The 18,425-nt window shown below is 69.7% G+C and carries 17 protein-coding genes and 1 riboswitch; of the genes, 2 read left to right on the top strand and 15 right to left on the bottom strand.

The features are described from left to right. Positions 1 to 18 precede the first annotated feature (18 nt). The 3 genes from gcvP to ACWZJV_RS28155 form a co-directional block, all read right to left on the bottom strand. Entirely contained in the window at positions 19 to 2,907 is a 2,889-nt protein-coding gene (gcvP, locus tag ACWZJV_RS28165; RefSeq protein WP_457179733.1) for an aminomethyl-transferring glycine dehydrogenase, read from the bottom strand. Positions 2,908 to 2,965: 58 nt separating this feature from the next. After that, positions 2,966 to 3,057, bottom strand: a riboswitch (glycine riboswitch). A gap of 82 nt (positions 3,058 to 3,139) precedes the next feature. Beyond that, complete coding sequence (locus ACWZJV_RS28160; RefSeq protein ID WP_008359558.1) at positions 3,140 to 3,751, bottom strand: MerR family transcriptional regulator; 612 nt, start codon at positions 3,749 to 3,751, stop codon at positions 3,140 to 3,142. A 145-nt stretch (positions 3,752 to 3,896) separates the two neighbouring features. Next, positions 3,897 to 5,303 carry an MFS transporter gene (locus tag ACWZJV_RS28155; protein ID WP_457179732.1) on the bottom strand — a complete coding sequence of 469 codons (1,407 nt, stop codon included), beginning with the start codon at positions 5,301 to 5,303 and terminating at the stop codon, positions 3,897 to 3,899. Between the two features lie 180 nt (positions 5,304 to 5,483). Between ACWZJV_RS28155 and ACWZJV_RS28150 the strand changes: the two genes are divergently transcribed. Then, positions 5,484 to 6,311, top strand: a complete 828-nt coding sequence (locus ACWZJV_RS28150) for a helix-turn-helix transcriptional regulator (RefSeq protein ID WP_196874188.1) — start codon at positions 5,484 to 5,486, stop codon at positions 6,309 to 6,311. Positions 6,312 to 6,326: 15 nt separating this feature from the next. On the opposite strand, the gene ACWZJV_RS28145 is transcribed toward ACWZJV_RS28150, so the two are convergent. The 10 genes from ACWZJV_RS28145 to ACWZJV_RS28100 all read right to left on the bottom strand — a co-directional run bounded on the left by ACWZJV_RS28145 (position 6,327) and on the right by ACWZJV_RS28100 (position 14,386). Further along, positions 6,327 to 6,794: a bifunctional nuclease family protein gene (locus ACWZJV_RS28145; protein ID WP_040755456.1), complete on the bottom strand. Its 468-nt coding sequence runs from the start codon at positions 6,792 to 6,794 to the stop codon at positions 6,327 to 6,329. Positions 6,795 to 6,836: 42 nt separating this feature from the next. Further along, on the bottom strand, positions 6,837 to 7,589 hold the full coding sequence (gene ftsR, locus ACWZJV_RS28140; protein WP_008359552.1) for a transcriptional regulator FtsR: 753 nt from the start codon (positions 7,587 to 7,589) through the stop codon (positions 6,837 to 6,839). A gap of 3 nt (positions 7,590 to 7,592) precedes the next feature. Then, complete coding sequence (locus ACWZJV_RS28135) at positions 7,593 to 8,075, bottom strand: FHA domain-containing protein (protein WP_008359550.1); 483 nt, start codon at positions 8,073 to 8,075, stop codon at positions 7,593 to 7,595. A gap of 124 nt (positions 8,076 to 8,199) precedes the next feature. After that, positions 8,200 to 8,586 carry a glycine cleavage system protein GcvH gene (gene gcvH / locus ACWZJV_RS28130; protein ID WP_008359548.1) on the bottom strand — a complete coding sequence of 129 codons (387 nt, stop codon included), beginning with the start codon at positions 8,584 to 8,586 and terminating at the stop codon, positions 8,200 to 8,202. A 93-nt stretch (positions 8,587 to 8,679) separates the two neighbouring features. Beyond that, positions 8,680 to 9,990 (bottom strand): DUF881 domain-containing protein, encoded by a 1,311-nt coding sequence (locus tag ACWZJV_RS28125; RefSeq protein WP_457179731.1) that lies wholly within the window; start codon positions 9,988 to 9,990, stop codon positions 8,680 to 8,682. Positions 9,991 to 10,009: 19 nt separating this feature from the next. Next, positions 10,010 to 10,342 carry a small basic family protein gene (locus tag ACWZJV_RS28120; RefSeq protein ID WP_008359542.1) on the bottom strand — a complete coding sequence of 111 codons (333 nt, stop codon included), beginning with the start codon at positions 10,340 to 10,342 and terminating at the stop codon, positions 10,010 to 10,012. After that, positions 10,339 to 11,250, bottom strand: coding sequence for a DUF881 domain-containing protein (locus ACWZJV_RS28115; protein WP_457179730.1), 912 nt, complete (start codon positions 11,248 to 11,250; stop codon positions 10,339 to 10,341). The genes ACWZJV_RS28120 and ACWZJV_RS28115 overlap by 4 nt, the downstream gene beginning before the upstream one ends. After that, positions 11,243 to 11,935 (bottom strand): CDP-alcohol phosphatidyltransferase family protein, encoded by a 693-nt coding sequence (locus tag ACWZJV_RS28110; RefSeq protein WP_196874192.1) that lies wholly within the window; start codon positions 11,933 to 11,935, stop codon positions 11,243 to 11,245. The genes ACWZJV_RS28115 and ACWZJV_RS28110 overlap by 8 nt, the downstream gene beginning before the upstream one ends. A 49-nt stretch (positions 11,936 to 11,984) precedes the next feature. Then, positions 11,985 to 13,043 (bottom strand): hemolysin family protein, encoded by a 1,059-nt coding sequence (locus ACWZJV_RS28105; RefSeq protein ID WP_457179729.1) that lies wholly within the window; start codon positions 13,041 to 13,043, stop codon positions 11,985 to 11,987. Beyond that, a complete protein-coding gene (locus tag ACWZJV_RS28100; protein WP_457179728.1) occupies positions 13,043 to 14,386 on the bottom strand; it encodes a hemolysin family protein in 1,344 nt (447 codons plus the stop codon). The genes ACWZJV_RS28105 and ACWZJV_RS28100 overlap by 1 nt, the downstream gene beginning before the upstream one ends. Positions 14,387 to 14,683: 297 nt before the next feature. Between ACWZJV_RS28100 and ACWZJV_RS28095 the strand changes: the two genes are divergently transcribed. Further along, positions 14,684 to 16,300 carry a GMC oxidoreductase gene (locus ACWZJV_RS28095; RefSeq protein ID WP_457179727.1) on the top strand — a complete coding sequence of 539 codons (1,617 nt, stop codon included), beginning with the start codon at positions 14,684 to 14,686 and terminating at the stop codon, positions 16,298 to 16,300. 148 nt (positions 16,301 to 16,448) lie between these two features. Here the strand turns inward: ACWZJV_RS28095 and ACWZJV_RS28090 are convergent, their stop codons facing one another. Continuing rightward, complete coding sequence (locus tag ACWZJV_RS28090; protein ID WP_457179726.1) at positions 16,449 to 16,784, bottom strand: DUF1048 domain-containing protein; 336 nt, start codon at positions 16,782 to 16,784, stop codon at positions 16,449 to 16,451. A 131-nt stretch (positions 16,785 to 16,915) separates the two neighbouring features. Beyond that, a complete protein-coding gene (locus ACWZJV_RS28085; protein WP_457179725.1) occupies positions 16,916 to 18,211 on the bottom strand; it encodes a DUF222 domain-containing protein in 1,296 nt (431 codons plus the stop codon). Positions 18,212 to 18,425: the final 214 nt, after the last annotated feature.

Below are 18,425 nucleotides of genomic sequence, written 5' to 3'. Positions count from 1 at the left end.
GTACGTGACGCCTCGCGCCTACTCGGCGAAGGACTCCACCGGCGGGCACGAGCAGACCAGGTTGCGGTCGCCGTAGGTGTTGTCGATACGGGCGACGGGCGGCCAGTACTTGTCGGGGTCGATACCGCGCGGGAAGACCGCCTCCTCGCGGGAGTAGGGACGGTCCCACTCACCCACGAGCGCCCGGGAGGTGTGCGGGGCGCCACGCAGGACCGAGTTCTCCGCGGTCCACTCCCCCGAGGCGACCCGGTCGATCTCGCCCTTGATCGCGATCATCGCGTCGATGAACCGGTCGAGCTCGGCGAGGTCCTCGGACTCGGTGGGCTCGACCATGAGCGTGCCGGCGACCGGGAAGGACATCGTCGGCGCGTGGAAGCCGTAGTCGATGAGCCGCTTGGCGACGTCGTCGACGGTGACACCGGTCTCCTTGGTCATCGGCCGCAGGTCGAGGATGCACTCGTGCGCGACCAGGCCGGTCTCACCGCGGTAGAGCACCGGGAAGTGCTCGTTGAGGCGCGCGGCCACGTAGTTGGCCGACAGCACCGCCGCGGACGTCGCCCGGGTCAGACCCTCAGCGCCCATGAGCCGGACGTAGGCCCACGAGATCGGCAGGATGCCCGCCGAGCCGTACGGAGCGGCCGAGATCGCGCCGATGCCCGAGCGCTTCGAGGCGTCCGGGTGGAGCGAGTGCGACGGCAGGTAGGGAGCCAGGTGGGAGCGGACCGCGACCGGACCGACACCCGGGCCACCACCGCCGTGCGGGATGCAGAAGGTCTTGTGCAGGTTGAGGTGGGAGACGTCGCCGCCGAACTCGCCGGGCTTGGCGTAGCCCAGGAGCGCGTTGAAGTTGGCACCGTCGATGTAGACCTGACCACCGGCCTCGTGCACCAGCGAGCAGACCTCGGTGATGCCCTCCTCGTAGACCCCGTGGGTCGAGGGGTAGGTCACCATGATCGCGGCGACGTTCTCGCCATGGGCGTCGAGCTTGGCCCGCAGGTCCTCGAGGTCGACGGTGCCGTCCTCGGACGACTTCACGACCTCGACCTTCATCCCCGCCATCACGGCCGAGGCGGCGTTGGTGCCGTGGGCCGAGGACGGCATCAGGCAGATGTTGCGGTGGCCCTGGCCCTGCGCGTCGAGGTAGCCACGGATCGCCATCAGCCCGGCGAACTCACCCTGCGACCCGGCGTTCGGCTGGATCGAGACCTCGTCGTAGCCGGTGACCTCGGCGAGCCAGCCCTCGAGCTCGCCGACGAGCCGGGCGTAGCCGGCGGCGTCCTCGGCCGGGACGAACGGGTGCAGGTCGGCGAAGCCGGGCAGCGAGATCGGCTCCATCTCGGTGGTGGCGTTGAGCTTCATCGTGCACGAGCCGAGCGGGATCATGCCCTGGTCGAGCGCGTAGTCGCGCGCGGCCAGCTTGTGCAGGTAGCGCAGCATCTGGGTCTCGCTGTGGTGCGCGTTGAAGACCTCGTGGGTGAGGTAGTCGGTGGTGCGGACCAGGCCGTCGGGCAGCGCGCTCGCCGTGGTGCGGTCGATCTCCTCCAGGTCCACGCCCGAGACGCCGAAGGCGTTGAGCACGGCCGACAGGGTCGAGCGGGTGGTCGCCTCAGAGGTCGAGATGCCGACCGTGTCTGCGTCCACGAGACGCAGATGTACGCCGAACCCACGCGCCGCGGCGACCACATCGGCCGCGCGCCCGGGCACGTTGACACCCAGCGTGTCGAAGAACGTCTCCGAGACCAGCGGGAGCCCGGCCGACCGGAGAGCGGCGGCCAGCACGGCGGCGTAGCGGTGGGTGCGGGTCGCGATCGTCTTCAGCCCGGCGGGGCCGTGGTAGACGGCGTACATCGACGCGCCGACGGCCAGCAGCACCTGCGCGGTGCAGATGTTGGAGGTCGCCTTCTCCCGGCGGATGTGCTGCTCCCGGGTCTGCAGGGCGAGCCGGTACGCAGGCCGCCCCTCGGCATCGACGGAGACGCCGACCAGGCGACCGGGCAGGTGCCGCTCGATCCCCTCGTGGACGGCCATGTAGCCGGCGTGCGGGCCGCCGTAGAAGAGCGGGATGCCGAAGCGCTGGGTCGATCCGACCACGACGTCGGCGCCGAGCGCGCCGGGCGCCTCCAGGACGGTCAACGCGAGCAGGTCAGCCGCGACGACGGCCAGCGCGCCCCGCTCGTGAGCGGCCTCGATGATCGGCTTCAGGTCCGGAACACGGCCGGAAGCGCCGGGGTACTGCACCAGCACGCCGATCACATCACCCTCGGGCAGGCCCTGGGACAGGTCGGCGACGACGACCTCGAGACCCATCGCCTCGGCGCGGACCTTGACGACCTCGATCGACTGCGGCAGCGCGTCGGCGTCGATGACGAACGGTCCGGATCCCTTCCGGTTGGCCCGGTGCACGAGGGCCAGCGCCTCGGCGGCCGCGGTGCCCTCGTCCAGGAGCGACGAGTTGGCCACCGGCAGACCGGTCAGGTCACCGACCATCGTCTGGAAGTTGATCAGCGCCTCGAGACGGCCCTGGGAGATCTCGGGCTGGTAGGGCGTGTAGGCGGTGTACCAGCTCGGGTCCTCGAGCACGTTGCGACGGATCACCGGCGGCGTCACGGTGGCGTGGTAGCCCAGGCCGATCATCGCCTCGCCGGGCTTGTTGGAGGCGGCGATCTCGCGAGCGAGCGAGGCCACCTGCGCCTCGCTCAGCGCAGCGGGCAGGTCCAGCGACTCGACGGACCGGATCCCGGCCGGAACGGCCGCATCCATCATCGCTGCTACCGAGTCGTAGCCGAGCCGCGCGAGCATGGTCGCCTCGTCGGCGGCCGAGAGTCCGACGTGGCGCTCCACGAACGGGGAGGCGGCGTCGAGCTCGGACAAGGTGGGCGTGTCGGACACAGTGGCTCCTGAGGGCATCTAAACAACTCGTAAGCCCTCCCCCTCTGTCACCGCGCCTTCGCCGCTTCAGAGTTGCCTGGTCCGCACAGTCGTGGGTGCCTGAGAGTTTCCGGGGAGGAATTGCCCCTTCGGCGCCCCAACGAGTTGGGGCTCTCCCGTGCGGGATGGTCAGCACCACCAGCATAAAGGACAGGGCCCCGAGGTCCCGCCTCTGCGGGGCCTCGGGGCCTGGTGTCGACTGAGTCCTACGTCACCCGGCGTTGCGGGCGGCGCGGCGGGCGGCCAGCTCGTCGGACGCCGAGGCGACCTGCTCACCGTCGTCGGTCGTACGCTCGCTGGGAAGCTCGGACAGGGTCCCCTCGATCTCTCGCCAGACACCGCCGATGGCGATGCCGAAGACGCCCTGACCGCCCTGGAGCAGGTCGATGACCTCGTCGTTGCTGGTGCACTCGTAGACCGAGGCGCCGTCGCTCATCAGGGTGACGCGGGTCAGGTCGTCGGTGCCACGCTCACGCAGGTGGTGTACCGCAGCGCGGATCTGCTGCAGCGAGATGCCGGCGTCGAGGAGTCGCTTGATGACCTTGAGGATCAGGATGTCGCGGAAGGAGTAGAGCCGCTGGGTGCCGGAGCCGGTGGCGCCGCGCACGCTCGGCTCGACGAGGCCGGTGCGCGCCCAGTAGTCCAGCTGGCGGTAGCTGATCCCGGCGGCGTTGCAGGCGGTCGGCCCGCGGTAACCGGTGTCGCTCGGCAGTGGCGAGACATCGTCGGTGAAGAGAAGTCCCTGCTCGTCGGCCTGCTCCGCCGCGCGTTGCGCGTCGTCGGCGCCGGGCTTCTGCTCGTGGTCGAACACGATGTCCTCCATCGTCTACTCCGTTGTGCGTAACTCCACTCGGGGAATGAACGGCTGCGGCGGGGGGACCACACCGTTGGAGTTACAACAGAGACAACTACAAGGTAAGCGCCGCAAGGGCCCTGGTCAAAGAACCCCCTCCGGCGTGTCGTCCAGCCTAACCCTCATGTAGAGAATGAGACTTTCGACCGCTGCCCGTCGCGATCAGAGCGGTCAGCACCAGCACGACGGCTCCGACGAGGAGGCACGCCCGCATCCCGGGCAGGGTGAGGACCCCGCTCGCACCGGCACTCAGTCCCCCGAACACCGCGACCGAGATCGCGCCTCCGGTCTGCCGGAACGTGCTGAGCGCGCCGGTCGCGACCCCCACCCGCGCGGGCTCGACGGCGTCGATCAGCTCCGCGGTCACGACGGTGATGGCCAGGGCACCACCGGTGGCGAGCGGGACGAGCAGGACGAGGACCAGCCAGACCGGGGTCGCCTCCGTCACCGGGAGCAGGACGAGCATCCCGGCCGCGAGGATCAGCTGGCCACCGACGATCAGCGGCCGCCGCCCGATGACCGTCGCGAGGCGCGGTGCCACCACGTTCGCACAGGTGGTCAGCGCCGCCGGGACGACGAACATCAGGCCCGCCTCGGCACCGGTCCATCCCCGCACCTGCTGGTAGTAGAGGCCGAGCAGGAAGACCCCGCCGTAGAACCCGAAGTTCACGCCGAACCCGGAGACCAGCGTGACCGCTACCCTTCCGCGAGCGATCAGGCCGAGCGGCAGCACCGGTGCCGGCGAGCGGCGCTCGACCAGGACGAAGGCGAGAGCCGCCCCGATCGACGTCACCCCCGCGACCAGCGCTCCCGAGTGCCAGCCGGTGTGGCCGGCCTCGATCACGGCGTACGTCAGCGCGGACAGCGCGACCACGGCGAGCACCTGGCCCGGGAGGTCGAGCGGCGCCCGGCGACGCACCGGCCGGAACCGCAGGCCTGCCAGCAGGGCCACGATGAGGATTCCGATCGGGACGTTGACCAGGAAGACCCAGCGCCAGCCGGCGTACTCGCTCAGCAGTCCCCCGGCCACCGGGCCCACCGCCATGGCGGCCGACCCGCCGATGGTCCACACGGCGATCGCCTGCGCTCGGGCCCGCGCGTCGTCGTAGGCGACCCGGACCAGCGCCAGCGAGGCCGGCATCACCAGCGCGGCGGCGGCGCCCTGGAGCACCCGCGCCGCGATGAGCACGGGCATCACCGGGGCGGCCGCGCAGGCCAGGGACGCGGCCGTGAACAGCACCACCCCGAGCGTGTAGGCCCGCACCGGACCGAACCGGTCGGTCACCGCACCCGCCGAGAGCATCAGCGCCGCGAACATCAAGGTGTACGCATCCACGACCCATTGCAGGCCGACCATCCCGCCACCGAGATCCCGGTGGAGATAGGGCAGCGCGATGTTCACCGCAGAGACGTCGACGGTGATCACGGTGAAGCCCAGGAGCGCCGCGAGCAGGGCCCGAACGCTCCCCGGCCGCGCGGCCGCCGCACCTCCGCTCGATGCCTCGGTCGCAAGCACGGTCATCGGTTCCTCCTCCGGTCGACGTGCGGGCGGCTCCGAGTGCGGCCGCCCGCATCACCGAAGAGTCTGGTCGCGCGCCGGCGGGTGAGGCAGACCGCGCGGCGCCGGGGTGCTGCCAGGGGTGGGTATGACACGGCCCCTCACACGAACCGGTCCTGAGGCACACTGGTGAGGATGAGCGACATGGCTGCGACGGAGCTGGGGCGCTACCTGCGCGCCCGCAGGGCACGGGTGACCCCGGAGGAAGCGGGTCTGCCCGCGGGCACGGGCGTGCGGCGTACGCCTGGGCTGCGACGTGAGGAGCTGGCTGCCCTCGCCGGCGTGTCCGTCGACTACTACACCCGGCTGGAGCGAGGACGGGAGACCAACCCGTCGACCGCCGTGCTCGACTCGCTGGCACGTACGCTCCGCCTCACCGGCGACGCCCACCAGCGGCTGCACGAGCTCGCCGAGGTCGCCTCGGGACGCTTCAGCGAGCCGCGGGCGACCACCGACACGACCGTACGTCCCTCGGTCCTCGTCATGCTCGAGACGCTGCGGCCGCTGCCGGCCTTCGTGTTCAGCCGCCACAACGACATCCTGGCGGCCAACCGTCCGGCCCGGCGGCTCTACCCGGGCCTGTGGGACGGTCCCCGCGAGCACCGGAACCTGACCCGCTACCTCTTCCTCGACCCGGTCGGGCGACACCTGCTCGACCCGTGGTACGCGACCGTGTCGAGCTCGGTCGCCAACCTACGTGCCGTCGGCGGCACCGACGTCGACTCGCCCCGCCTGGCCGCGCTCGTCGGCGAGCTGCTCCTCAAGTCACCCGAGTTCGCCGAGATCTGGGAGCGCTACGACGTGTGCGAGCGCAGCGGTGGCACCAAGACGTTCGAGCACCCGCGGGTCGGCCGGATGACACTGACCTACGAGGTCATGCGGTTGGCCCGCACCGGCGGCCAGCGGATGATCGTCTACCAGGCGGAGTCCGACACGGTCGACGAGAAGGCGATGCTCGCGCTGGACGAATGATCCAGCCGCGACCTCTCAGTGGGACTCGAAGTCCTCGGGAGTGATCTCGTCGAGGAACTCGCGGAACTTCTCGATCTCGTCCTCCTGCTCGGCCGGGACGGCGAGCCCGGCCTCGTCGAGGACCTCGTCGGCGACCACGATCTTGGTCCCCGTACGCAGCGCCAGCGCGATCGAGTCCGAGGGCCGCGCGCTCACCTCGACGCCCGAGGCGAAGACCAGGTTGGCGTAGAAGACGCGGTCGGTGACCGAGGTGATCTGCACCTCGGTCAGCTCGTTGCCGGTCGCCTCCACGACGTCCTTGAGCAGGTCGTGGGTCAGCGGCCTCGGCGGCACCACGCCCTGCTGGGCGAAGGCGATCGCGGTCGCCTCCACCGCGCCGATCCAGATGGGCAGGTATCGCTCACCGGCCACCTCGCGCAGCAGCACGATCGGCTGGTTGGAGGGCATCTCGACTCGGACTCCGAGCACATCGACCTCGCGCATGTCATCCACCCTACCCGTCTCCGGGTCGCGACAGCAGCCCGGTCAGCGGGCGCGCAGCCCGGACTTCACCAAGGTGGCGTGCAGACGGACCGCCAGGGCGGCGATCTCGCTGCCGATCTCCTCGGCCCGGCCCTGCGCCCCGGCGTTGCCCGGGCGCCGCAGCGGCGCCACGATCTGCTCGATGAGACCCACCTCGCGGTCGGCGGCGGCCTTCATGCCGCGCAGGTGACGGGGCTCGATGCCGAACTCGGCCAGCTCCTTGGCGGTGCGCGCGATCGCCAGGGCGTCGGTGTCGTAGTGGCCGCTGCGCAGCGGCACCACCAGCGCCATCTTCTCCAGCTCGGTCAGCAGCGAGTCGTCGACCTCGGCGATCTTGAGGAGCTCGCGTCGCGAGATCCGCATGTGGTCCGTGCGCCGGAACGACTCCGCCCCCGGCGCGCCGTCGGGCGTGAGGGCGACCGTCGGGACGGTGGGCACGGTCGGCTCGATCGCCGGCGGCTCGAGGCCGCGGTCGATCGCGTCGAGGTGCTCGCCGATGACCTTGAGCGGCAGGTAGTGGTCACGCTGCATCCGCAGGACGTAGCGCAGCCGCTCGACGTCACGGCGGGAGAACTTGCGGTAGCCCGCGGGAGTGCGCTCCGGCTTGATCAGTCCCTTGTCCTCGAGAAACCGGATCTTCGGGATCGTGACCGTGGGAAAGTCAGGACGCAGCTGGTCCAGGACCTGCCCGATGTTGAGCCGCTCCCCCGAGTCGCTAGCCGGCCGTTGAGGGTCAGGCATCGCGGCGGCGGCCATCGGCTACGCCCCTTCGTGCCCGGCGTAGAAGACGAGCCGGAACTTCCCGACCTGCACCTCGTCGCCGTCCTTGAGGACGACGTTCTCGATGCGGTCGCGGTTGACGTAGGTGCCGTTGAGGCTGCCGACGTCGGAGACCTCGAAGGTATCGCCGGTGCGCTTGAACTCGGCGTGGCGACGCGAGACGGTGACGTCGTCGAGGAAGATGTCGCTGTCCGGGTGGCGACCCGCGACCACGGTGTCCTGGTCGAGCAGGAAGCGGCTTCCGGCGCCGGGACCACGCTGCACGACGAGCATGCCGTTGCCGCGCGGCAGGGCCTCGACGGTGGCCGCCTCGATCGGGCTGAGCACCCGGTCGGAGGTGTCGGCGTCAGCCCCGAGCTGAATCGTCGAGGTCTGGTCGGTCCCGGTCAGGCTTACGCCACACTGCGAGCAGAACCGCGCTTCGTCGGGGTTCTGGCTGCCGCAAGCGGGGCACACGGACATTTTGTAGCTCCAGGTTCATCGAGGGCCGGCACACACCCTCAAGTTCACGTTGAGGGATGTATCCGCAACCTATCAGGTCGGCCCAGGTGTTCGGTTGGGCTGCGCCAATTCTTAGCGCAGGGGCCTAGGCGTCGAGCGATGCCTCGTACGCCGCGGCGTCGAGGAGGCTCTCCAGCTCGGCAGGATCGGCCGGGGCGACCTCGAAGAGCCAGCCACCGCCGTAGGGGTCGTCGTTGACCAGCTCGGGCGTCGCGTCGAGCGAGCCGTTGACCGCGACGACCTCACCCGAGATGGGCGCGTAGATGTCGCTGACCGACTTGGTCGACTCCAGCTCACCGCAGCTCTCGCCGGCCTTGATCGTGTCGCCGAGCGCGGGCATCGAGACGTAGACGATGTCGCCGAGGGCGTCCTGGGCGTAGTTGGTGATCCCGATCCGTACGGAGCCCTCGGTCTCGCCAGGGTTGCGCAGCCACTCGTGCTCGCTGGTGTACTTCAGGTCCTCGGGGTACACGGGCATCTCCTCATCAGGCGTACTGGTCTGGCCACGGAAGATCGTCCCGCGAGCCGGTTGACGAAACCCTACTGCGCCCCACCGACGAAACGGTCAGCGGGACACGGTGTGAATCGACTCGATGTCGATCTTCTCCTCCGACTCGACCTTTACCTCCGCGCCCTGCTCCTCGAGCTGGTCCTGCGGGCCCTGGTAGAAGTCGATCGCGCCCGCCAGCGTGTCGGGCGGACCGATCACCTGGAGGCGGTAGGGAGGGCTGATCAGCTCGCCGCCGACGTTGAGGCCGGGAGCGGGCTGGCTGACCTCGATCGAGGTGGACGCGACCAGACGTACGGCCTCGCCGTCGGCCCCTTCGATCTCCATCGCCTCGGCACCGCTCGTACGCAGCTCCTCGATCAGGTCGAGGAGGGCGGTCAGCCGGAGCGGGTCGGCGCCGGGGTCGATCTCGATCGTGATGCCCGGCCCGCTGACCGGCACCGTCCCGGCGATCACCCGGAGGGTGTCGACCTGCTCCTCGGCCCGCTGCAGCGCGGTCTGCTGTTGGAGGGTCTGGTCCTCGAGCTCGTCGCGGGTCGCCTCGAGCTCCTCGATCTGCTCCTGCGCCTTCTGCGTCGTGCCGGCCAGGCCGGAGAGGATGTCGATCAGCTCCTGCTCGCGCAGGCCGGCGTAGGTCGAGTCCTCGGTGTTCGTCTGGACCTGCACCACGGCGGCATAGCCGAGTACGCAGAGCAGGACCGCCACGGCCACCTGGCCGCGCCGGAAGTGGGTCAGCGCGTCGAAGAGGCGGGCCCGGCCGACCAGCGGCGCCGGCTCCTCCTCAGGCTCCTTCTCAGACTCGTCGGACTCATCGGGCTCATCGGCCTTCTGGGTCGTCGGCAGCTCCTCGGCCTCGGCGACCTCGGCGTTCTCCTCGGCGTGCTCGTCGCCCGTCGCGTCCTCGACCTCGTCGGGCTCCGTGGCGTCGGCCGCGTCCACCTCGTCGGCATCCTCGGCGCCGTCGGCGTCCTCCGTCGCAGGATCCTCCACACCGGCTGACCCGACAGGCTCGTCAGGCTCCACGAAGTCGACGGGCTCGACAGGCTCGACGTCGTCCGACTCCTCGGGCTCCTTCTCGGAACCCTCCTCGGCGACCGGCTGCTCAGGCTCGTCGGCGGCCTCGTCGGCCCCGGCCTCCTGACCCTCCTCGGCCTTCTCCTCGGCCACCTCCGTCTCCGACGGCTCCTCGGCGTCAGGGGCGTCGGTCGTCTCGACAGACTCCGTGGGTTCCTGCTCAGCAGGCCGCGTACCTTCGTCCGAGGCTTCGGGCGTGGTGACGTCCTCGGTGACGGTCTCCTCCGCCGGGGTGGCGGGCTTCTTCGCCGGTGCCTTCTTCGCGGGGGTCCGCTTGGCCGCGGTGCGCTTCACCGGTGGCCTCCTCTTCCGGTCAGGCATGGAAGATGTGCCTCCGGATGGCTGCGACGTTGGTGAAGATGCGGATACCGAGGACGACGATCACGCCCGTGGACAGCTGGCCACCGACGCCGAGGCGGTCACCGAGGTAGACGATGCCGGCGGCGATGACGACGTTGCTGATGAACGAGACGACGAAGACCTTGTCGTCGAAGATGCCGTCCATGAACGCCCGCAACGCACCGAAGACGGCGTCCAGCGCGGCGACGACGGCGATCGGGAGGTAGGGCGCCAGACCGACAGGCACCTCGGGCTGGAAGAACAGTCCCAGCACGATGCCGATCACTAGGCCGATGACGGCGATCATTCTTCGCGGTCCCCTTCGCTGTTCTCTTCGGTGTCTTCGTCGTTGTTGTCGTTGCGCTTCGAGCCCTTGTCGGAGTCGGCCCCCAGCTGGGTCAGCTCCAACAGGTCGGCCGGCGCCGCCGGTAGGGTCAGCCGGTCGATGTTCTCGACGTCGTAGGGCATCCCGTAGTCCTGCGTCGTCGTGTGGATCATCGCGCCGGAGACCGTCTCGGCAAAGCGTGCGGCCAGCGTACGCGTGTCGCCGATCGCCGACACCTCATAGGGCGGCGAGAGCGAGACGTCGTTCATCCGGAGCGTGGCGCCGGAGGTGATCACGCCGCTGCGCGCGGTGACCCGCTGGCCGTCGACGGACACGGCGGTGGCCCCCGCCTCCCACAGTCCGTTGACGATCACGGCGAGATCGTAGTCGCGGACGGTGCCGCCCTCGTTGCCATCGGCGGCATTGTCGATGGTGATCCTGATCCCCGAGCCGGTCACCGGGGCGAACCCGGTCTCCTCCGCGGTCTCGACCGCGGTCGAGGAGGCGGACTTCGCCCGAAGACGGAGCGAGTTCAACGACCCCTCGCTCCGCTGGTTGTCCTCCCGGAGAGCGGAGATCTGGCGGTGCAGGTCGGCGATCCGGTCCTGGCGCTGCTCGATGCGGTCGACCAGGACCTGCCTGCTGGTCTGGCGGATGTCCTCGTTGCGGGAGGTCTGCACCGCCGCGGTGGTGGCCAGCAGCGCGAACAGCCCGACGACCACCATCGCCCACACGCCCGGTCGGCGCCGCCGGCCCAGCTCCTCCGCCGAGGGCTCCCGCCGCGCGGCCGCGGCCTTGTAGTCGGAGTCGATCGACTGGTCGGTGATGCGGTCCAGCAGCGGCTTGGTGACGTAGGCGCGCAGGTCCTCGCCAGGGATCTGGTCAGGCACGGGCCGACCCGCCCTTCTCCAGCGGCGGGGTCGTGGCCATCAGGCGACGCACCTCCTGGGCGTAGAGGACCAGGCTCCACCACAGCAGCAGGATCCCCCACAGCGCGAACGCCCAGCCGAACGCCTGCGCCACCTGGATCGGCAGGCTCGGCTCCAGGCCGAGGTCGAGCTGCTCGGGGATGTCGTGGCTGAGGTAGAGCAGCGGGAAGGAGGCCAGCAGGCAGAAGGCGGCCACCTTGCCGAGCAGATGCACCGGCAGCGTACGCACCCCACGGCTGCGCAGCGCCGGGATCATCGCGAGCAGGCCCACGAGCCGCAGCGGCACCAGCAGCGCGATCGGCCACGGGATCACGTCGATCTGCCAGAGCGCGAGCGTCGCGGCCAGGACGAAGACGGTGTTGGCGACCACGTCGAGCAGCTCGCCCGCACGGCGGCCGCCGAGCTGCTTGCGGTTCAGCCAGCTGTCGAGCAGGTCGGTGACCACCGCGAGGCCGAACGCGGCCAGCGCGATCGTGTCGTCCTCGGCGATCATCACCGCCCACAGCACCACCGGGGCGTAGACCAGCCGCAGGATGCTGAGCAGCTTGCCGAGTACGGGCTGGTTGCGGTCTGCCGAGCCCGGCGGTCGCTGCCGCGAGCCCCGGCCATGTTGCAGGCGGGGATCACCGGATCGACGGTTGGGCATCTGCAGGCTCTCCTCTGTCACCAGACGCGGCACGGACAAACCCTAGTGCTTACTCGGCAGGGGTGGAGTCATCGGCATGGGCGGCGTCGCGGATCTCGCCGACGAGCTCCTCGATGACGTCCTCCAGCGTCGCCAGTCCGATGGCGCTGCCGTCCTCGCGCACGACCCGGGCCATGTGGGCGCCGCGGCGCTGCAACGTCTCGAGCGTCTCGTGGAGCGCGTCGTCGGGCGTGACCGTCGCGAACGGGCGGATCCACTTGTTCTGGACCGGCTGACGCCGGCGTGCCTCGTCGGGCTCGAGCACGTCCTTGATGTGCAGGTAGCCGACCAGCTCCCCGCCGTCGTCGGCGACCGGGAACCGGCTGTAGCCGGTCGAGGCGCACACCGCCTCGATGTCGGCGCCCGAGGCACCCCGCGGCACGATCGTCCAGTCGGCGATCGGGATGGTGACCTTGGCGACCGTCTTCTCGGTGAAGCCGAGCGCGCCGGTCAGGCGGCCGTACTCGTCCTCCTCGAGGAGCCCCTCGCCGCGTGACTCCTCGACCATGGCGGCCACCTCGGCACGGGTGAACGCAGAGCTCACCTCGTCCTTGGGCTCGATGCCGAGCGCCCGGATGCAGAGATTGGCGGCGTAGTTGAAGGCCACGATGATCGGCCGCAGCACGTAGACGACCGCGTAGATGGCCGGGCCGAGCACCAGGGCGGCCCTGTCCGGGCCGGCCAGGGCGATGTTCTTCGGCACCATCTCGCCGATGACCACGTGCAGGTAGGTGACCACGAGCATCGCGATCACGAACGCGACCGGGTGGTGGAACGCCTCGGGCAGGCCGATCAGGTCGAAGCCGGGCTCGAGCAGGTGCGCGAGCGCCGGCTCGGTGATCGCCAGCAGCAGCACCGAGCAGACCGTGATGCCCAGTTGGGCGCCGGCCATCATCAGGCTGATGTTCTCCATCGCGCGCAGGGTGATCCGGGCCATCTGCGACCCGGCCTGCGCGGCCGGCTCGATCTGGCTGCGCCGGGCCGAGACCAGCGCGAACTCCGAGCCCACGAAGAAGCCGTTGGCGAGCAGCAGCACCAGGCCGAGAAGGAGCCCCATCGTCGTCGACATCAGCCGATCACCTGCATCGAGATCCGGTCGATCCTGCGCCCGTCCATGACCTCCACGGTCAGCTGCACGTACCTCGCGTAGACGTCGTCGTCATCGGAGTCGGGCGGCGGGTTGCCGGGCACGGTCAGCTCGGCGGTCGCACCGCGCTCGGGGATGCGGCCCAGCAGGCTCAGCATCAGGCCCGCGACGGTGTCGTAGTCCTCCCCCTCGGGCAGGGCGACGCCGGTGATGTCCTCGACCTCGTCGGGGCGCAGCAGCCCCGAGAGCGACCAGCCGCCGTCACGGCGCAGCCGGGCGCGGGCACTGAGCGGGTCGTGCTCGTCTGCGATATCGCCGACGATCTCCTCGATCACGTCCTCGAGGGTGACGATGCCGGCCTGGTCGCCGTACTCGTCGAGCACGACGGCCAGCTGGAACCCCTCCGCGCGCAGCAGCGCCATCAGCGGATCCAGCCGCAGCGAGTCGGGCACCACGACCGGCGGCACCATCAGGTGCTTGACCTTGGCCGTGGGCCGCTCGTGCACCGGCAGCGCCACGGCCGCCTTGACGTGCACCGTGCCGACCACGGCCTCGTTGTCGTCGAGCACCGGGAAGCGCGAGTTGCCCGTACGCCGGGTGAGCTCGATCAGCGTCTCGGCGCGGTCGTTGTGGTCGAGGCTGTGGACGCGTACGCGCGGGGTCATGATCTCGCCGGCCGTGCGGGTGCCGAACTCCACCGAGCGCTCCATCAGCTCGGCCGTGTCGGCGTCGAGGGTGCCCTCGTGGGCGCTGCGCTGGATCAGCGAGGAGAGCTCGGCCGAGCTGCGCGCCGAGCGCAGCTCCTCCTGCGGCTCCATGCCCAGGCGGCGGACGATGGCGTTGGCGGTGCCGTTGAGCACCTTGATCGGCCCGCGCATGATCCGGGTGAAGGCCCGCATCGGACCCTGGGTGACGCGGGCGGTCTGCAGCGGCAGGGCCAGAGCGAGGTTCTTGGGGACGAGCTCACCGAAGAGCATCGTCACGATGGTGGAGAGGATCAGCGCGACGGTCAGCGCAATCGGCGTCACCGCACCCTCCGGAAGTCCGGTGGCGAGCAGCGGCGCGTCGATCAGCTCGGCGATCGCCGGCTCCGACATCCAGCCGATGCCGAGGTTGGTCACGGTGATGCCGACCTGTGCGCCGGAGAGGTTGCTGGAGAGCTCCTTCATCGCGCGCAGCACGCCCTGGGCACGCTTGTCACCCTGCTCGGCGGCCATCTCCACCTGGGAGTGGTCGACGGTGACCAAGGAGAACTCGGCCGCCACGAAGACGCCACAGGCGGCGACCAGCAGCAGCGCCAGGAGAATGAACAGGACCTCGGTCATCGAGCCGACCTCGCTCGGTACAGCCTCGAATCAGACGGCGGGCATGGATATTGGCCGGGTTGCGGTCCGTCCATCGGGGTTCAGATCGTCCTTACCTGTTGGAAGTGCCGTCAGCCTACATGGCTGTGGTTGCGCCGCCTGCGTTGCTGGGTCGCCCGCTCGGCGAGGTGTCGCGTACCGGACACAGTTGTCCAGAACGGCGCAGTGAGCCTTGACACACCAGGCCCGTTCGTCAACTCTTACGCGGCAACAGCCGACGATCCGCGAGCCGAGGGAGCCCCCTTGACCATGTCCTCGTTGTCCATATCTGCCACCAGACGTACGTTCCTCGCCGGGGCCGCGGGTGCGGCCGGCGCCGCTGCGACCGGGCTGCTTCCCGGTCCGGCCGCGGCCTTCTCGCCCCGCCGCGTACGACTGGTTCGGGAGGAGCACCGCGCGGTCGTCATCGGCTCCGGGTTCGGCGGCGGCGTGGCGGCCCTGAGGCTGGCCGAGGCGGGCGTACCGGTCACCGTGCTCGAGCGCGGTCGCCGCTGGCCGACAGGTCCTGACGCGCAGACCTTCCCGACGATCCGCTCGCTCGACAAGCGGGTGCTGTTCCACACCACCGCGCCGGCGGCGCTCAAGCCGCTGCAGACGCTGCTCGGCACGCCGCTGAACTTCGGCCCGTACGTCGGTCTCCTCGAGCCCGTCCTCGGCCAGAACATGCTCGCCATGTGCGCGGCCGGGGTCGGCGGCGGCTCGCTGGTCTACCAGGGCATGACGCTGCAACCCTCCGCGGAGGTCTTCAACACCTGGTTCCCGAACGAGCTCGACTACGACCTCATGGACCGGGTCCACTACCCGCGCGTGGCCCGGATGCTCGGTGCCGCGACCGCGCCCGACGAGCTGATCGCCTCGGACAACTACCGGGTCTCGCGTACGTTCGGCGCCCGCGTCCGAGCCGCCGGCTACGACCTGCGGAAGATCCCGATGCCGATCGACTGGTCCTACGCGCTCGCGGAGCTGCGCGGCGAGATGGCTCCGTCCTACACCAACGGCGACTGCGCCCTCGGCGTGAACAACGGCGGCAAGCACTCCGTCGACGTCACCTACATCCAGCAGGCCGAGGCCACCGGGCTCGTGCATGTCGCGACCCGCCACAACGTCACCTCGGTCGCGCGCGCCGCGGACGGTCGCTGGGAGGTCCACGTCGACCGCACCGACGACACCGGCGACGTGGTCGAGCAGAAGATCATGACCACCGGGGCGCTGATCATGGCGGCGGGCTCGCTCAACACCAGCAAGCTCCTGGTCCGCGCCGCGGCCACCGGGACCATCCCCGACCTTCCCGAGCAGCTCGGCCAGGGCTGGGGCACCAACGGCGACCGGATCTACATGTGGCGCCCCTTCGACGAGAATCTCACCGGTACGCAGGGCGGGCCCGTCGTCTACCAGAGCCAGGAGTGGGCAGACCCCAAGACGGCCAACACCGTCATCCAGGCGTCGCTGCCACCACTCCCCCTCGGCCTCGACCTGGGCGGCACGATGCTGGTCGGCTTCGGGGTCAGCGCCGACCGTGGCAGCTTCCGCTACAGCTCGCTGACCGACTCGGTGAGCCTGCGCTTCCCCTTCGGCGGCGACGCGGCGAGCTACCGGGCCATCCACGAGCGGGTCTCCAAGATCAGCGGTGGGCTCGGTGCCCTGATCGACACCAACACCATCGTCAACAGCACCTGGCACCCGCTCGGTGGCGCCAACATGGGCACCGTTTGCGACCTCGACGGGCGGGTCATGGGCCAGGACGGTCTCTACGTCCTCGACGGCGCCCTCATCCCAGGCACCACGGGCGCCTGCAACCCGTCGATGACCATCGCCGCCGTCGCCGAGCGCGCCATGGACAACATCGTGGCCAAGGACGTCGGGGCGGTCATCTGAGCAGCTCCTGACGAGCCACAGAACTCTGCAATGCAAAATTCTGCAGAATTTCTCGAAAAGGGGTGACAACCTCTTTGGTGATGCGGCAACATTGTTCTTGCCCCGCTGGTGACCCGAGACGCCAGCGGGGCTCTTACGTTTTCGGACGTCACGACAGCTTCTGGGCGACCTCGTTGAGGCTGACCCGGAGCTTGTCCCGGTAGACGTCCTGCTGCTCGGGCAGTCGGGCGTCGCAGAACGCGGCCAGGTCGGGTCCGGTGACCTCGACGACGCTGCGGCCGGCGGCGGCTTCGGTCTCGAAGAGGTCGAGGATGTCGCGCAGGATGTCGACGATGTCCATGCCGTCGCCGGTGGTGAAGCGCCACATGTAGCTCTTCATCTCGGCATACACGGTGCGGTAGTCGGCGGGGAGTTCGTTGGCACGGGCTTCCATGCGCTTCCAGTCCTTCTTGTCACCGATGAGCCGGGTGAGGATGTTGTTCATGTTCTGCTTCTTTCTTCGGTGGTTTCGGCTCCCTGTTTTGGGGCCGTGGAAGAAGCGTGCAGGGCTGACGTAGCGTCAGGGTCAAGCACTGATCCGAAGAAAGTTCTCGAAGCCTCGAGCCTGCCTGGTCGTCAGGCCGCAAGGGTGTGATCGAGGAGCACGTCGCGCAGCGTGAACTCTGCCCGAGACAAAGGTGGTGGATCTTGTGCCCAGGTGTCGGGTGGTGGGCTGGTGTAGGTGTGCCCGGTGGGTGTGACCGTGATGATGCTGCCATCGGGTCCGGGTCTGGCCTGCCAGCCGATCGCTTCCTTCGCCTGGTTGCATCGTTCGCACAGCCCCTGCAGATTCTGGGCGCTGGTTTCTCCGCCATCCGCGTGACGCTCGATGTGGTCGATGTTGCGGATCGGGGCATCACACCCGACGGTGCGGCAGATGCCGCCGTCGCGGGTGGTGATGAACTCGGCCAGCCCGTCGGGTGCCTTCCGTGAGCGGGACTCCATCGCGACCAGCTGGCCGGCGTGGTCGGTGAACAGGCGTCGGACGAAGACCTCGGCGTCGGCCAAGGCCTCCCGGGCCCAGGTGGCGGGGACGGGGCCGTAGCCCTCGACCAGGGCGGGCTGATCGGTATTGTTGGTGAGGGCGTCGGCGGTCATGACGATCTTGACCTCGATCCGAGGCTTCGCCTCAGCGGTACTGCGTCCGGTGATCCGGTCGACGAGGGTGTCGGCCATGACCTGGCCCCGGGTCCGTTCGTCACCGGCGGCACGGGCGGCATTGGCCGCCTGGTCCAGGGCAGCGAAGACCGCGACGCCGTCCTTGACCGGCAACAGCGCACCCAACCAGGTCATCGTGTCCGGTGCCGGCCGCAGGCTGACGCGGCGGTCTTTCTCTGCGTTGGCGGCGCGGGCGACCACGGAGGCTTGGTCGAGGGTGATGGCGAGCTTCTTGGCGGCGCTCTCTAGTTGCCGTAGCCCCATCACCATCGCCCGGGCGGGTTCACCTGCGGGCCCGGTCGCGCACAGTTCGTGGTCGATGACCCGGCGGTCCTCGCGTGAGAGGCAGGCGGTCTCCCTGGCGAGGATGGTGGCCTGCCACTGCGAGAACAATCCGGCCTTCATCAACGCGAAGGTGTGCGGCATCTCGGCGAGGAGGACCTTCGCCAGCCCGAGCAGCTTCGCACCCCGATCGGGCGAGACGCGTCGCGCGAGCGCGACCTGGGAGGCCACCCCTTCGCCCAACTTGCGGGCAGGGACCCCGGCCTCGAGCTGGCGTGCCCGAGCGGCTTCCTCAAGACGTACCGACGCTTCTGCCTGGACGGCCTCCGCGGTGCACTTGACCTCTTCGAGGCGGGCGATCCAGTCGACCAGCTCCCGCTCGGACGCACCGGGAGGTGGCCCGTCGAGGAGGCGATCGATGGTCTCGTACATAGTGCTTATTATATGCATTCGAACGCGAACCTGCTACTCATTTATGCTGTTCAGAGGCCAGTTACGCAGTCAGCGAACAAGTCACGTGAGTGCTGCGCCACACTCTCGCCGCCGCCCCGATATAGGCGAAATCTTTCTCGATCGGGTGCCGGGTCAAGGACCGCGAAGCGGCCGGCGAAGCCGGCGCCCGAAGGGCGTCCTTGACGCGGCGCGC

It is taken from the genome of Nocardioides sp. WG-D5, assembly GCF_054031175.1.
The sequence above is the reverse complement of the archived record's forward strand: the minus strand, read 5'-3'. Positions and strand labels throughout refer to the sequence as shown.